This is a genomic window from Kitasatospora sp. NPDC028961, assembly GCF_055564815.1.
This window is the reverse complement of record NZ_JBVHVO010000006.1, coordinates 138,182-153,072: the sequence shown is the minus strand read 5'-3', so window position 1 is coordinate 153,072 and position 14,891 is coordinate 138,182. Positions and strand designations below refer to the sequence as shown.

The 14,891-nt window shown below is 72.9% G+C and carries 13 protein-coding genes and 1 pseudogene; 4 read left to right on the top strand and 10 right to left on the bottom strand.

All coding sequences use genetic code 11. The features are described from left to right. The first annotated feature begins 11 nt into the window (after positions 1-11). Entirely contained in the window at positions 12-533 is a 522-nt protein-coding gene (locus ACZ4UX_RS14480) for a TerD family protein (RefSeq protein ID WP_465706844.1), read from the top strand. Here the strand turns inward: ACZ4UX_RS14480 and ACZ4UX_RS14475 are convergent. The 5 genes and pseudogenes from ACZ4UX_RS14475 to ACZ4UX_RS14455 form a co-directional block, all read right to left on the bottom strand. Continuing rightward, positions 520-1,377: an NUDIX domain-containing protein gene (locus tag ACZ4UX_RS14475; protein ID WP_465706843.1), complete on the bottom strand. Its 858-nt coding sequence runs from the start codon at positions 1,375-1,377 to the stop codon at positions 520-522. The genes ACZ4UX_RS14480 and ACZ4UX_RS14475 overlap by 14 nt on opposite strands. Continuing rightward, positions 1,299-1,730, bottom strand: a pseudogene (locus ACZ4UX_RS14470) (transposase family protein); the annotation flags it as partial. The pseudogene ACZ4UX_RS14470 and the gene ACZ4UX_RS14475, both read right to left, overlap by 79 nt. After that, the gene (locus ACZ4UX_RS14465) at positions 1,700-1,831 is read right to left on the bottom strand and encodes a hypothetical protein (RefSeq protein WP_465706842.1); all 132 of its coding nucleotides are present in this window, start codon (positions 1,829-1,831) and stop codon (positions 1,700-1,702) included. The pseudogene ACZ4UX_RS14470 and the gene ACZ4UX_RS14465, both read right to left, overlap by 31 nt. After that, the gene (locus ACZ4UX_RS14460; RefSeq protein WP_465706841.1) at positions 1,828-2,199 is read right to left on the bottom strand and encodes a hypothetical protein; all 372 of its coding nucleotides are present in this window, start codon (positions 2,197-2,199) and stop codon (positions 1,828-1,830) included. The genes ACZ4UX_RS14465 and ACZ4UX_RS14460 overlap by 4 nt, the downstream gene beginning before the upstream one ends. Before the next feature lie 348 nt (positions 2,200-2,547). Then, positions 2,548-2,877 carry a hypothetical protein gene (locus ACZ4UX_RS14455; RefSeq protein WP_465706840.1) on the bottom strand — a complete coding sequence of 110 codons (330 nt, stop codon included), beginning with the start codon at positions 2,875-2,877 and terminating at the stop codon, positions 2,548-2,550. A 1,037-nt stretch (positions 2,878-3,914) separates the two neighbouring features. Between ACZ4UX_RS14455 and ACZ4UX_RS14450 the strand changes: the two genes are divergently transcribed. Genes ACZ4UX_RS14450 through ACZ4UX_RS14440 form a run of 3 tightly spaced genes read left to right on the top strand, consistent with a single transcriptional unit; the run spans position 3,915 to position 7,128 of the window. Further along, positions 3,915-4,583 carry a sensor domain-containing protein gene (locus ACZ4UX_RS14450; RefSeq protein ID WP_465706839.1) on the top strand — a complete coding sequence of 223 codons (669 nt, stop codon included), beginning with the start codon at positions 3,915-3,917 and terminating at the stop codon, positions 4,581-4,583. Further along, positions 4,580-6,481, top strand: coding sequence for a DNA/RNA non-specific endonuclease (locus tag ACZ4UX_RS14445; RefSeq protein ID WP_465706838.1), 1,902 nt, complete (start codon positions 4,580-4,582; stop codon positions 6,479-6,481). The genes ACZ4UX_RS14450 and ACZ4UX_RS14445 overlap by 4 nt, the downstream gene beginning before the upstream one ends. A gap of 35 nt (positions 6,482-6,516) precedes the next feature. Further along, on the top strand, positions 6,517-7,128 hold the full coding sequence (locus ACZ4UX_RS14440) for a hypothetical protein (protein ID WP_465706837.1): 612 nt from the start codon (positions 6,517-6,519) through the stop codon (positions 7,126-7,128). Positions 7,129-7,289: 161 nt separating this feature from the next. Here ACZ4UX_RS14440 and ACZ4UX_RS14435 read toward each other — a convergent pair whose 3' ends face one another. The 5 genes from ACZ4UX_RS14435 to ACZ4UX_RS14415 are packed head-to-tail and all read right to left on the bottom strand — an operon-like array spanning position 7,290 to position 14,833. Further along, complete coding sequence (locus tag ACZ4UX_RS14435; protein WP_465706836.1) at positions 7,290-9,695, bottom strand: arylsulfatase; 2,406 nt, start codon at positions 9,693-9,695, stop codon at positions 7,290-7,292. Continuing rightward, positions 9,692-11,440 (bottom strand): dipeptide ABC transporter ATP-binding protein, encoded by a 1,749-nt coding sequence (locus ACZ4UX_RS14430; RefSeq protein WP_465706835.1) that lies wholly within the window; start codon positions 11,438-11,440, stop codon positions 9,692-9,694. The genes ACZ4UX_RS14435 and ACZ4UX_RS14430 overlap by 4 nt, the downstream gene beginning before the upstream one ends. Beyond that, positions 11,437-12,294: an ABC transporter permease gene (locus ACZ4UX_RS14425; protein WP_352291310.1), complete on the bottom strand. Its 858-nt coding sequence runs from the start codon at positions 12,292-12,294 to the stop codon at positions 11,437-11,439. The genes ACZ4UX_RS14430 and ACZ4UX_RS14425 overlap by 4 nt, the downstream gene beginning before the upstream one ends. A gap of 4 nt (positions 12,295-12,298) precedes the next feature. Beyond that, entirely contained in the window at positions 12,299-13,243 is a 945-nt protein-coding gene (locus ACZ4UX_RS14420) for an ABC transporter permease (protein ID WP_329491832.1), read from the bottom strand. 3 nt (positions 13,244-13,246) lie between these two features. Continuing rightward, the gene (locus ACZ4UX_RS14415; RefSeq protein ID WP_352291312.1) at positions 13,247-14,833 is read right to left on the bottom strand and encodes an ABC transporter substrate-binding protein; all 1,587 of its coding nucleotides are present in this window, start codon (positions 14,831-14,833) and stop codon (positions 13,247-13,249) included. Positions 14,834-14,891 lie beyond the last annotated feature (58 nt).

Genomic DNA, 14,891 nt, shown 5'->3' with positions numbered 1-14,891 from the left:
GGGACAGTCCGGTGAGCAGTCTCAACAAGGGTCTGGAACGGATCGAAGTAGGCCTGTTGTGGGATCCGAGTCCCGCAGGCTCGGCCCGTCACGATCTGGACCTCGTCGCCGCGACGTACACCACCGCCGCCCCGTCCGGCGCCCCCGCCTACCTGGTTCATTTCGACAGCCGCGCTCCCGACGGCACGATCACCCTCACCCGGGACAGCCTTGACGGCAAGGGCCTCGGCGTCGACGAACGCCTCGTCCTGGAGCTCGACCGTCTGGCCGACCGCTACGTCCGGGTGGTCGTGGGCGTCGCCATCCAACAGAACGCCGGCCGACTGACGTTCGGGGACATAGCGAACCCCGTGGTGAAGATCCGGAACGGGCGCGATGAGTTCGCGGCTGTGGACTTCGCCGGCGCCGGCGAGGCAACAGCGGCGAGGGTCGCGGAGTTCGTCCGGGACAGCTCGGGGGCCTGGGGATTCCAGCCCGGCGTCTACGGCTTCGATGCCGATCCGGCGACTTTCGCGAGGATCATGGGCACCTGAAACCTGTTACAGGAGGTCGGGTACGAGTAGGCCGGGATGCCTTGAGCAACTCCTGCCGACACCATGCGGTGCGGGCCGTCTCCCCCGTGGTTCGGATCTTGTCACGGTGCGACGGTGAGCTGGTCTCTCTGGTCGGCCCCGGGGCTGTGGAGCGTTCTGACGTGACGGATGCCGACCGATGCTGGAACTGTCCGGGTTCCCCGAACTCTCGGTCCGTGGCACAGGTCTCCCCGCGCAGCCTGACGATCACCGACAGCGCCGTGCTGGCGCCCCGGGCTCCGGACTCCGGTAGAGCCGGCTGATCGCGTGGTCCCGTTCGGTGGCGCGGTGCATCGGCTGCCTCCAGTTGCCGCCGTGACCAGTCGGGATCAGACGGGATCAGTCGGTCAGGCGTCCCAACAGGGCGCCCTGCCAGGACTGGAGGATGTGCACGGCCTCCAGCGGAATCCAGAAGCACTCGAAGTGGGTGGGCTCGCCCTGGCCGTCGTGGTCCTCCTGGCTCAGCCACCGCTCCGGGGGGCTCGGTGAGCTCCAGGTGGAAGACGTGCCGGTGCTGAATCCCGAACCGGTACGGGCTGACGTCGTATTCGGTCTCGCCGAACTTGCGCACGATCTTGAAACCGTGCAGTCCCGTCTCCTCCTGGGCCTCCCGCAGCGCGGCGGCCCCGGGAGTCTCCCTGCGGCGGATGCGGCCGGCCGGGTGTGCTGCTGCTCCCCGCTGCCGAGCGGGGGGGCGGAACGGGACGCCGGGGCAGGCGGCGGCGTGCGGGGGTGGCTGGCGCGGTAGCCGTACTCGGCCCAGCCGGCCAGGTCGGAGCGCTTGGCGGTCTCGCGGGAGCGCCAAGCGCTCCACGGGTGTGGAGTCGACGACCCACACGGTGTCGGTCCACAGCGAGGTGTCGGCCGCGAGGAGGCGGTTGATCCGAGCGATCAGGTCGGCGGCCTTGCGCAGGCGCCAGTTGTAGCCCGACTGCCCGGGCAGGTACGGGAACAGGTGACGCAGGTGCGCCTGCGCGTGGCGGATCCAGCGGCGTTCCGAGGTGAAGCCGAGCAGGGCCTGCATCACGGCCAGCCGACCAGCTCGGCGTCGCTGAGCCGGGGCGCGATCCCGACTTCGGGACACCACGGCGCCAGATGCGGCGATTCCTTCAGCAGGTCGTCGGTCTTCACGCAGAGTGCGGTCGCGAGGGAGTCCAGGTCAGCCGGCCCCGGGTCAGAAGGTGGACGCCCGCCGCTCCCGCCGCGACCACGAGGACCAGCATGCCGGCCAGCGTGAGCAGGACCCGTCGCCGCGTCATGACCGGGCCTCCCGCGTGATGAGCCGCAGGGCGAGCACGGCGGCGACGGCCTCCAGCCAGCGGGCGACCAGCAGATCCCCCGAAGGGTCCCGGACGACGAGGGCGGCCGCCTCCAGCCACCCCCGGGAGACCGGCGCCGCCGGGCCGGGCAGCGGTTCGGGCAGGGCCGCCGCGAACCGGGTGCCGCCGGCCGTGACCACCTCGCCGAGGAAGACCAGGGCGCGCGGCAGGACGCCGAGCCGGTCGCAGGCGATGGCTGCGGCCACCGCGCCGTCCCCGAACAGGGCCGAGCGGTGCGCGCCGTCCGCCGGCAGGCCGAAGCACAGCAGGACTTCGACGTCGAGCGCGGCCAACAGGCTGTCGCTCATGGAGCTTCGCGGACCGTCCCCACGTCGTTGCCCGCGGCGGTCAGCTCGTCCGCCGCCGAGTCCATCTCCTCCGGGTGGGCGGTGAAGCCCGGCCCCGCTGTGTCACCCATGGTCTGCTGCCCCCCGTTCCGCACGGCCCGTCAAAGGCCACCGCACAGCATAGCCACAGCTCGGAGGCATCCGACCGTCTCACGGCGCGCGCACAACACCGACCCGGGACCAGCACGAAGCGATGGGAACCGGCCGGTTGCGGTCAAGCTGCGGCAAGGACCGGGGCAACCTGTTGGGGCGGGTCCGGGACGGCCGCCGCCGTCGCCCGGAGTTCCGGGCGACGGCGGCGACGCGAGGTCAGGGAAGGGCGACGTACGCGGCGTGGATCACGTTGGCGCCGAGGTCGCACCAGACAGTGGAGGTGCCACCGCCCGGCCAGGCCCACTCGGGCGGGCCGTCGTGGCGGTACTCGTAGCCGTTGTCGAGACGCTTGCAGGTGATCGCGGCCTGGAACCGCGACCTGCCGTCACCCTTGCAGGTGATGGCGGCACCGCGGTGTCCGCCGCTGCCCGTGACGTACTTCTGGGTGCAGCCGGTGATGGTGGCGGAGGCGGGAGGCGCGAGGGTGATCGCGCCTCCGACGACGATGGTCGAGGCGGTGACCGCCGTGATGAGGCGTTGCCGCATGCGCACAGGGTGCTCCTGTTCGTCGGGACGAAATGCCTTGACGAAAGCATGACATATCAGTGTCGGCGGCGCACTCGAACACGGCGAGCGAACGCGTCGCCCCGCCCAGGCCGGGGTACGTCGGCGCGAGCGGGACGACGCGCTACGCGAGGACGATGATCGCGATGGCGAGCAGGCCGTCGCGCTCCCCCGCCCCGCGAGAAGGGTGCCGGTGGTGGCACGGCACCGAATCTCCGGGCGTGTCCGCCGTTCAGGCGGCCCGCGCATCCGCGAGGAAGCGGCCGTAGCGACCTCGCCCTGACCACCGGCCATACGTGGCCGGTGCTTTGACCTGTGCGGTTGTCCGGCGACGCGTCAGCATCGACAGCGGATGGCAGGTTCCGCGACCCCCGCCTCCCCGTGCGCGGCCGAGCCGGGCTGCCCCGTTCGTGACGCCCGTGCGCGTACGTGCGGGAGGGGGGCCGACGGCGGAGGCGAAGGGGTCTCCGGCTGGCGGCCGGCGTGGTGGCCGACGAGTCGGGCTCACGCCGTACCGGCGACAGCTGGGCGGACAAGGTGGCGTCGCTGGGCCAGGAACCGCGGGGGGAGCCGATGGCCGCGGCCGAGCTCCGGCCGGCCGTGCCGGGCATCCGGCCCGACCTCCACCGCCGTGATGGTCGCGGTGTTCCTCCTCCCCGTCCCGTGCCACCGATGAACAGCACCGACCCGAACCCCGTGACGAAAAGGACGCCATGACGGACCACTACGGGAACCAGGACCCAGCCACGCCCACACCGCCCGCCTGGCAGCAGACGCCGCACGCGGTGGCGCCCCGGCCCGGCGACAGCGGCTTCCCGCCATCAGCCCCGGTCGGGTCGGCGTCCGCCGCGTCGTCTGCCGCGGCACCGTCCGCCCTCGCGCCGCCGGCGCAACCGCCGGGCCGAGGCACACCGCAACCCGCGTCGGCTGCCGCGCAACCGGTCGCGGGGCCGGGGGCGGAGCCTTCGTCGGAGGCGGCGGTACCGCCCGGGGTGCGGGCGACGCGGCGGGGAGCCAGGGTGCTGCGCCACTGGCCGCTGCTCGTGGCCGCTCTCCTCCCCTGCCTGGTGCTGGCCGGTATCGGGTGGTGGGTGTGGCCTCAGCAGCCCACGGGACGTGCGCCGCACGTGGCCGCGGGGACGGTCCAGGCGCAGCTCCTCGGCGCTGACAGCGTCAGCCGGCTGGCCGGGACGACGGTGGTCGCCGGCCCGCAGTCGGATCGGCCCCACGCGCCGCTCGACGTGGCGCCGTCGGAGTGCGCCGTCGCGGCGGGGCCGACGACAGAGGCGGTCTACGGGCAGGCGTGGAAGGCGTTCCTGTCGGCGACCTACCAGGACTCCGCGGGCACCGGCGGCTACACCGTGAACCAGGTGTTCGGCGTCTTCCCGGAGGCCGAGAAGGCCGGCGCCGCTTTCCGGACGCTCACCGAGGGCCTGGCCAAGTGCCCGTCGGCCACGGTCGCCGGTCAGGCCGGCCGCAGCTCGAAGTGGGTCTACACGGTGCGCCCCAGCACTGAGGTCGCGGTGGCGTGGACGGCGGCGCAGGAGGGTAGCGCGGGCTGGGCCTGCTATCACCAGGCGTGGGTGAAGGGCACGAGCCTGGTGCAGGTCTCCGTGTGCCAGGCGGGTGACGGCGAGGCGACCAGTTGGAAGGTGGCCGACGAGCTCACCAAGAAGGTGACCGGATGACCCCGAACCCGCTCGGGCCGGCCGGCCGCCCCCGGCGGGCTGTGGGGCGGGCCGTCGCCCTGGTGCTGGCGCTCCTGCTGCCGCTCGTCGGCACGACGGCAGTGACGAGGGCTGCCGCCGACACGCCGGTCATGGCCCCGCCCGACACCGTGGCCGCCCTGGCCCAACCCAGGGACGTCGCGGCCGTCGCCCCGGCGCTCGCCCAGAAGGTCGAGGCGCAGAAGCGGACGGAGGCCGAAATCGAGCAGATGGTCAGGGAGGTGATCGCCGAGGCCGAGCGGATCACCAAGGAAGCCGCGGAGGTGGAGAGCGCCGACACCGCGCTGTCCGCCAGGGCCGCCGCGGTGAACAGCGAGATCGACGCCCACAACACGCGCGCGAGGGCGCTGAGCGGCAAGATCGACGCCCACAACGCGGCCAAGCCTCCCGCGGATCAGGCCGCCGCGGTCGGCCGCTACAACGCCGAAGCGGCCCAGCTGCAGACCGAACAGAGCCAGGTCAAGGCCGAGGAGGCCAAGCTCCAGGGCGAGGAGGGCGCGGTCAGGCAGCAGGAGGCGCAGCTCAACTCGCGGAAATCCCAGCTCAACGCCGCTTCCAGGACCAATGCGGAGAAGTCCTCCACGGCAAGGGCCAGGTCCCAGCAGCTCCAGGTCCAGACCCAGCAGCTGCTCCAGGAGATGGCCGAGGTCCTCCAGAGCCTGGCCCGGACCCCGCCCGATCCGGCGGTGACGATGGATCAGGGCGGCGACGCTCCCGCGCCGCCGGAGCGCGACCACGAGGCCGGGGGCCGGGAAGCCGACACGGCGGACAGCCCCTACCGGCAGCCGCAGACCTCCGCCATGAAGCAGTACGGGCAGCAGAGCGGTACGACCGTCGACACGCGGCCGGGGACGGCGTACCTGACGCCCGAAGCCGTCCGGCGGCTGCCGGCCGCGCAAGCGGCCGTGCTCACGAGCCCTGCCTTCCCGTATGACGGGTTGGCCCGCAAGCCCAACGGGCACTACACGGCACTACGGGTCCAGGCGCCCACCACTACCGCATCCCCGGCTCCAGCACCGGCACCGGCACCGGCCACCACCGCATCCCCGGGCCCGGCCCCCACCGCTACCGCACCCCCGGCTCCAGCTCCCGCCCCGGCTCCCGCCCCCGCCCCGGCCCCGGCTCCCGTGCTGGCCCCGGAGGTCTTCGAATCCGGCGGGGTCGTCGCGTACCGCGACGGTGAACCGCTCCCCCTCGACGGGATCACGACGGTTCAGGAAGTACCCGCCTCCCCGGAGCCCGCTCCGGCACCCAGCAACCCCGGCTCCGAGGAGAACGCCGACCGGCGCGTCCCCACCTGCAAGGATCTGGAGCCGACGGGGGCGGTACCCCTGAACGGCGGCGGGTGGGTCAGCTACCTGCCGCCGGACGGTCAGAACCGCAACCAGGGCGTCAATGCCTGTCTCGAAGGCACGCCCGGCTCCAGCAGGGGGCAGGCCGCGGACGGCGACATCCGGGGCTGGACCGATGCCAAGGCGCGGGCGGCCACCCTGGGGTTCACTTCGGATTCCGACATCGCTCGCTGTCACTCCGTACCGCGCATGGCCGGCGGAACAGCGGACGAGCGGAACCTGACGCCGTGCTTCCAGCGGGGGGCCAACACCAACCAGCGAACCGGCGGCACGATCACCAACAGCATGCGGACCTTCGAGATCAGAGCCGGGAACGTCATGGGCCGGGGCCCTGTGCTGTACAACGTGTTTCCGCAGTACAACAGCCTCAGCAGCACCGTTCCGAACGGGTGGGCGATGTCGCTCCACGCCTGGGACGCCACCACCGGGGCGACCACGGACTCCGCCCGGACATTCGTGGACAACCGCACGTACGGCCCGAACGGCCTGGTATCCCTGGGCAACTAGCCCCGGGCGAGAACGGACGACTGATGGGAGTGGACGTGAGCATCGAGAAGATGCTGGAGCGGCTCGGCTCGGTGATCGGGCCGCCTCTGGACGGGGTGGTCCCCGTCCCGTGGGAGTTGGGGCCGGAGGTGCTCGGTTTCCAACTGCCGGCGGACTACCGGGCGTTCGCCGACCGGTACGGGATGGTCAGCATCAGCGACGAACTCCACCTCTACACACCATCGGCAGCGCCCAGTCCCAAGATCGGGGAGCCGCCCGGCTTCGCCGGATTCCTGTACGGCACGACGAACCCCTACGGATACTGTGCCTGGCTGGCCCAGGCCTACCGGGACGGGGACTACGACGAGTGCCCGTATCCGTTGTTCCCGGCCGAGGGCGGCCTCTTGAAGTGGGGGAACAACTGGAACTCCGACCACTTCTTCTGGCTGATGCGGGGCCCCGACCCGGACCGATGGCCGGTCGCCGCCAGGTTCGACTCGATGCGGGAGTGGGATCTCTTCGAGGGCGGATTCCTCGAGTTCCTGCTGGCGGCGGTGACGGAACAGTACCCGTACCACGGGGACGTCCTCCCCGGTGGGATGAAGCAGATCGGTGACGGCCGTGCCTACCGCTCCCGGGGAGACTGGTCGAAGAACCTTCGAGCGTGAACCCGCGCAGGTGATGGACCACCGACTCGGGGCGGCGTCCGCACAGGGACCTCAGGGCCCTGCGCGCCCGCCCCGGGGATGGAGGCGTTGCCCGTTCTTCAGTCGCTGAGGCCGGCCGGGCCGGGCGGTAGGGGCCGCCCCTACCACCCGGCCCGGGCGGTCTACTCGAACGCGGCCGCCGCCTCCCGCAGCGCCCGGACGACCGTCTCGGGGTCGTACGGCGCCGGCTCACCGGGCAGGTAGGTGACGGCGTGCAGCCCGCCGGTGTAGCGGAAGGAGCGGTGCCGTTCGTGCACCGGCCAGGAGACCGGGGACTTGCGGTCGATCCCGACGCTGATGCCCTGGAACGGCGCCATGCCGATCAGTTGGTGCACCGGGCCGAGCCGGCCGCCCTCCGCGCCGTCCACCAGGATGCGGAACTCCCACTTGAGGTCGGCCACGGCCGTGGCCTCCAGGGCGATCCGGCGGGCGCCCGGCGCGAGCGGGCCGCCGTCGGCCTCGAAGAGCTCGCCGTACTGGTTGTAGGCGAAGTGCAGCCGGCCGTCCTCGACGTAGAGGCTGTAGCCGCCGCCCTGGTCGCCGTGCGAGACCAGGACGCCCCGGTCGTCCGCGCCGTGGGCGGTCAGCTCGACCTCGACGGCGAAGGAGCGGAAGGAGATCAGGCGGGAGGAGCGGTAGCGCTCCAGCTCGGGGGTGCCGGCCAGTAGGGTGACCGGCCGGCGGAGACGGTCGGCCTCGGGGCCGCGCAGGGCGAGGGCGCCGCTGCCGTCGGCCAGCGGGAACACGCCGTTGCGCCAGGCGGCGGCCTCCCAGGCGGCGGCCAACTCCTCGACCAGTTCCGGGTGGTCGGCGGCGACGTCGTGGATCTCGGTCGGGTCGGTGCGCAGGTCGTACAGGGCCCACTCGCTGTCGTCGTACGGCGCGCCGAACCGGTGCAGGGTGACCAGCTTCCAGCCGTCGCGGTAGTAGCTGCGGTTGCCGGTCATCTCGCAGTACTGCTCGGGGTGGGTGGACGGCGCGCCGGGCCTGCGCAGCACGGGGGCGAAGCTGATGCCGTCGAGCGACTGCACCGGTTGCCCGCCGCGCTCCGACGGACGTTCGACACCGGCGAGTTCGAGCAGGGTGGGCAGGATGTCGGTGACGTACTGGTACTGCGCGCGGACCCCGCCGTCGGCTTCGGCGCGGGGCAGCCCGGCCGGCCAGGAGAGCACGAACGGCACCCGGACGCCGCCCGCGTAGGTCTGGCCCTTGTAGAGGCGGAACGGCGTGTTGGAGGCCATGCCCCAGCCGCGCGGGTAGTGGACGAGGGACTGCGGGCCGCCGATCAGCTCGATCTCCCGCTCCACGTCGGGGTTCCAGTCCTCGGGCAGGTTCGGGTGGTGGACGAAGCGGCTGAAGTAGCTGCGGGTGCCCTCCGCGCCGCCCTCGCCGGTGCCGCCGTTGTCGGAGGTGAACACGATGATGGTGTTGTCGAGTTCGCCGAGCGCGGCGAGGGTGTCGGTGAGCCGGCCGAGGTTCTGGTCGACGTTGTCGACCATGGCGGCGTACACCTCCATGTAGCGGGCGTACACCTTCTTCTGGACGTCGGTGAGTTCGTCCCACGGGCCGACGTCGTGACCGGCTTCGCCGTTGCGCTCGGGCAGCTCGGTGCCGGGCGGGAAGTGACCGGCGGCGAGCTGGCGGGCGAACCGGGCGGCGCGCAGCTCGTCCCAGCCGCCGTCGTACCGGCCCTTGTGCCGGGCGAGGTCGGCCGGCTTGGCCTGGAGCGGGCCGTGCACCGCGTTGTGCGCCAGGTAGAGCAGGAACGGCTTCTCGGCGTCGTGCGCCCGCAGCGACTTCACCATGGCGATCGCCTGGTCGGTGATGTCGTCGGTGTAGTAGTAGCCCTCGGGGAACTCGTCGATGTCCAGCGGGCTGTTGTCGCGGACGAGTTGGTGCGGGTGGAACAGGCTGGTGAGGCCCTCCAGCACGCCGTAGTACTGGTCGAAGCCTTTCTGCAGCGGCCAGTTGGCACGGTTGTCGGCCGCGTTGGAGGCGGAGTCCCGGGTGAGGTGCCACTTGCCGACGGCGTAGGTGGCGTAGCCCCGGTCGTGCAGCAGCTCGGCGAGGGTGGGGATGTCCCCGGCGACCTCCATGCCGTAGCCGGGGAACCCGGGGTCGGCGTTGGCGACGAAGGAGTAGCCGACCCGGTGCGGGTTGAGGCCGGTGAGGAGGGCGGCGCGGGCGGGAGAGCAGAGCGGCATGGTGTGGTAGTTGGCCAGCTTGACGCCGGTCGCCGCGAGCCCGTCCAGGGTGGGCGTGGGGATCTCGGAGCCGAACGGGCCGATGTCGCTGTACCCCATGTCGTCGATCAGGACGACGACGATGTTGGGCGCGCCCTCGCGCGGGCGGACCGGCTCCGGCCAGGCGGGGGTGGAGGCGCCGAAGGTGCGGCCGACGGTGCCGCGGAACCCGGCGTAGGGGTCGCGGCGGTGCGGGTCGGCGGCGGTGCCGGGGGCGGTGCCGGTGCCGTCCTCGGCGGGGCGAGCGTCCGCGGCGGGGCGGTGCGGGTCCGGGGTGCTGGTCATACGGGGCTCCGGGTGGTGAGGTGCGGGGCGAGCTGCGGGGCGGACTCCAGCCGGGGGACGGCGGCCAGGAGTTCGGCGGTGTACGGGTGTTCGGGGGCGGTGACGACGCGGTCGGCCGGGCCGGTCTCGACGATCCGGCCGCGGTGCATCACCGCGATCCGGTGGCTGACCTGCCGGACCACCGCGAGGTCGTGGGCGATGAAGAGGATGGCGAGACCGAGGTCGCGCTGGAGCCGGGCGAGCAGCTCGATCACCTGCGCCTGCACCGAGACGTCCAGCGCGGAGACCGGCTCGTCGCAGATCAGCACGCTCGGCTCGGGCGCCAGCGCCCGGGCGATGCCGATCCGCTGGCGCTGGCCGCCGGAGAAGGCGCGCGGGTGCCGGTCGGCCGTGGCCGGATCCAGCCCGACCTGCCGGAGCAGTTCGGCGACCCGCCTCTCCCGGGTCGCCCGGTCGCCGAGCCCGTGGGCGATCAGCGGTTCGACGATGATCTGCCCGACCGTCATCCGGGGGTTGAGCGAGGCGTACGGGTCCTGGAAGACCATCTGCACCTCGCGGCGGGCGGCGGCACCGCCGCCGCGGCCGAACTCCTGGCCGCGGAACCGGATGGTGCCGGCCGAGGGGGCGTGCACCTGGACCAGCGCGCGGGCCAGCGTCGACTTGCCGGAGCCGGACTCGCCGACCAGCCCGAGCGTCTCGCCGGAGTGCAGGACGAGGTCGACGCCGTCCAGCGCGGTGACGGCCCGTCGGCGCGGCCCGTACGTCTTGCCCACCCCGCTGACGGTGAGCAGCGGTTCGGGGCCCGGGGTGCTGTTGGCGGCGGCCTCGGAGGGGGCGTCCAGCCGTGGCACGGCGGCCAGCAGCTCCTTGGTGTACGGGTGCCGGGGCGCCGCGAGCACCTCGGCCGTCCGGCCCTGCTCGACCACCCGGCCTTCCCGCATCACCAGGATCCGGCGGCACGTCCGGGCGATCACGCCGAGGTCGTGGCTGATCACCACGAGGGCGGTGCCGGTCTCCCGGTTGATCCGGGCCAGCAGCCGGAGGATCTGCTGCTGGACGGTCGGGTCGAGTGCGGTGGTCGGTTCGTCGGCGACGAGCACCTCGGCGTCGTGGGCGAGGGCGAGCGCGATCATGATCCGCTGGCGCTGGCCGCCGGAGAACTGGTGCGGGTGGTCGCGCAGCCGGCCGGCGGCGTCGGGGATGCCGACCAGGCCGAGCAGCTCGACCGCCCGGGCGGCCCGCGCGGTGCGGTCCGCCGTGCCGTGCGCCCGCAGGGCCTCGTCCAGCTGCTTGCCCACGGTGAGCACCGGGTTCAGCGAGGACATCGGATCCTGGAAGATCATCGCGATCCGCCGTCCGCGCAGCTGGCGCAGGGCCGGCTCGGGCAGCGCGGCGAGGTCCTGGCCGTCGAGCTCGACCGAACCACCGGTGATCCGGCCGCCCGGCGGCAGCATCCGCAGCAGGGCCAGCGCGGTGGTCGACTTGCCGGAGCCGGACTCGCCGACCAGCCCGAGCGTGTCGCCGGCCGCCAGCTCGAAGCCGACCCCGTCGACCGCGCGGACCTCGTGGACGGCGCCGACCTCGGGGACGGCGCCGACCCCCCGGCCGGTGGCGGCTCCGGCTCCCTCCCCCGCGCCGCCGAACTCGACGATGAGGTCGCGGACCCGGAGCACCGGGCCCCTCTCGGGACTGCTCCCCGGGTGGCTGTCGGGGCCGTGCTCCGGGTGGCTCGCCGGGCGGCTCATCGGCGCACTCCCTTGTTCAGCGCCTCGGCGATCAAGGTGAAGCCGAGGACCAGGGCGGTGGTGGCGGCCAGTGGGGCGGCCGCGAACGTGGGCTGGGTGGAGAGGTAGGCGACGGACTGGCTGAGGATCGAGCCGAGGGTGGGCTCCGGCGGCCGGACGCCGAGGCCGAGGAAGCTCATCGCGCCCTCGATGAAGACGCCGATGGAGAGCGCGACGGCGGTCTGCACGATCAGCGGGTCGGCCGCGTTGGGGACGACGTGGCGCAGCAGCACCCGGAGCCGGGAGGCTCCGCCGACCCGGGCGGCCAGGGCGTACTCGCGCTCCCGCTGGACGAGGATGCCGGCCCGCAGCTGGCGGCCGAAGCCCGGGATCTCGGCGAGCGCGATGACGATCAGGACCGGCCAGCGGCCGGGGCCGAGGACGGCCGTGACGGCCAGGGCCAGGATGATCCCGGGGAAGGCGAGCAGCAGGTCGAAGACGCGCTGGACGGCGAGGTCGGCCACCCGGGACGAGGCCGCGAGCAGGGCGAAGGAGCAGCCCAGCAGGGCGCCGACCGGCACCGCGGCGAAGGTGATCGCGAGGTCGGTGCCGGTGCCGTGCAGCACCCGGCTGAAGAGGTCGCGGCCCAGGTCGTCGGTGCCGAAGGGGTGTGCGGCGCTCGGCCCGGCCAGGGCCAGCGCGCTCTGGGCGTTCGGGTCGAGGTCGGTGAGCAGCGGCGCGGCGAGGGCGGCCAGGGCGATCACGCCGACCAGGGCCAGGCCGGTGAGGCCGCGGCCGGTCAGCAGCCCGGCCAGGTAGCGGTTGTGGCGGCGGGCGCCGGGGGACTTCGGCCGGTCGGCCGTGAGGACGGTCATCGGTTCACTCCCACCGGATCCGGGGGTCCAGCCACGCGTACACCAGGTCGGTGAGCAGCTGGACGGTGACGTAGACGGCGACGATCAGCAGCAGGAGGTCCTGCACGACGGGGTAGTCGCGGCGGATCACGCCCTGTTCGATCAGCTGGCCGAGGCCGGGCCAGGCGAAGATCCGCTCCACCAGGACGGCGCCGGCGATGAGTTGGCCGATCTGCAGGCCGAGCACGGTGATCGCGGGCGGCAGCGCGTTGGGCAGGGCGTGCTGCCAGACGATCCGCCGGCGGGAGACGCCGAGCGCGGTGGCGGTGCGGACGTAGTCCTCGGCGAGCGCGCGCTCCATGCCGTCCTTGAGGTAGCGGGCGAGCACGGCGGCGCTCGGCAGGGCAAGGCAGACGGCCGGCATCAGCAGGTACTGGACGGCGAGGTCGGGCTGGTCGAGCAGCGACTCGTGGCCGCCGGCCGGCAGCAGCCCGAGGGTGACCGCGAAGAGCAGCACCAGCAGGACGCCGGTGACGAACGGGGGCACGGCGAGGACGGCGGTGGTGAAGGCACGGACGGCGGCGGCGACCGGCCGGCGCCGGGTGGTCGCGCCGAGCACCCCCAGCGGGAGGGCGATCAGGATCACCAGCAGCAGGGCGCCGAGGGTGAGTTGGACGGTGGCGCCGAGGCCGTTGCCGATCAGGTCGGCGACCTGCCCGCCGATCGCGTAGCTGGGCCCGAGATCCCCGGTGACGAGGTGGCCGAGCCAGCTGACGTACTGGGTGAGCAGCGGTCGGTCGAGGCCGAGCCGGCCGCGGACGGCGGCGACGGCCTCCGGGCCGGCGTCGGGCCCGGCCAGCGAGGTGGCCGGGTCGCCGGGGATCAGCCGGAGGATGAGGAAGACCAGGAAGGAGGCGAGGACGAGGACGAGCAGCCCCGAGGGCAGCCGTTTGACGAGGAAGGTGCGCATCGGTCAGGCCGTCAGGTAGGCGTCGTCGAGGTTGAGGTAGCCGAACTTGTTGAGGTCGGCGCCGCGGGCCTTGCCGCCGGCCACCTCGACCAGGCCGGCGATGGCGAGGTCGATGACGAACTCCTCGTCCAGCAGCACGTCGGTGATCTGCTGGTAGAGCGCCTTGGCCTCGGCGCCGTCGCTGTCCGGCCGGTTCCAGGCCTTCTGGACGACGTCCGTGTAGGCGGGCGAGCTGAAGCGCGAGCTGTTCTTCGCCTCGTTGAACGGGTAGGCGCTGACCGCCAGGGTGGCCGGGTGCAGCTGGGCGAAGCCGTGGCTGAGCGTCCAGAGGGCGGGCATGGTCTGGGAGATGAGCTGCTTCTGCATGGTGGGGGAATCGGTGGGCTGGAGCACCGTCTCGATGCCGACCTGCTTGAGGTCGTACTGCAGGATCTGGGCGACGGCGGTGGAGCCGGGCTCGTTGGAGTGCGCGAACGGCAGGGTGATGCTGTCGAGGCCCGCCTCCTTGAGCAGCGCCCGCGCCTTGTCCGGGTTGTGGCTGTAGCGGGTGGCGTTGGCCTCGCTGTAAGCGGGCGAGGACTTGGGCCAGGGGGCGGAGGAGACGGTGCCGTACCCGCCGAGGGCCTGCTGGACGAGCCGTTCGCGGTCCACCGCCCAGGCGATGGCCTGCCGGACGCGCTTGTCCCCCACGTGCTCGCCGGTGAGGTTGGCGCCGATGTAGTAGGCGCCGGCGCCGGTGTCGTACTGCTTGATGTGGAACTGCGGGTCGTCCTTGAGGGTGGCCACGTCCTTGCCGCGCACGGAGTAGGACAGCTGGGTCTGGCCGGTCCTGAGCGAGGACAGCAGGGACTCCGCCTGCGGGACGATCCGGATCTCGACGCCGTCCAGGTAGGGGCGGCCGGGGTTCCAGTACTTCTCGTTGCGGGCGAAGGTGATGGAGCTGCCGGGCTTGCGGTCGGTGAGCGTGAACGGACCGGTGCCGATCAGTTTGGTGCCGGCGACGGCCTCCTCGACGCTGGCCGAATCCGGGATGATCATGAACTCGAAGAGGTCGAAGAGGTTGCTCACCGGGTGGGCGAGGACGAGGGTCAGCTCGAAGTCGCCGTTCTTCCGGAAGTCCGTGACGGCCGCGGCGGTGGACCGCAACTGGGCGGACCGGGCCGGGTTCTGGAGGTTCTTGACGGCGAACACCACGTCGTCCGCGGTGAACTTGCGGCCGCTGTGGAAGAGCACGTCCTCGCGCAGCTTCAGCGTGACCCCGGTGCCGTCCGCCGCCACCTGCCAGGAGGTGGCCAGCTCGGGCTGCGGCTGGAGCCGGTCGTCGTACCTGGTCAGGGTGTTGAAGACCAGGCGCTGGACGAGGGTGTTGGCGCTCTGGGCGAAGAGCAGGCTCGGGGTGAAGTCGACACCGGCGCCCACCGTGAGGACGCCGCCCCGGCGCGGGGCCGCCGATCCGCTCGCGGCGGAGGTGGCGGTGTCCGCGGCCGAACGGCAGGCCGCCAGCGTCAGCAGGCCGGCGCCGGCGAGGCCTCCGCGGAGCAGGGCCCGGCGGGAGACGCCGGGGGCGGAGGAAGTGGTGAACGCGGTCATAACGGGTCCTTCGACGGGGTGGTCGGGCGGGCGAGTAGGAGGGGGTGGGCGCTGGGAT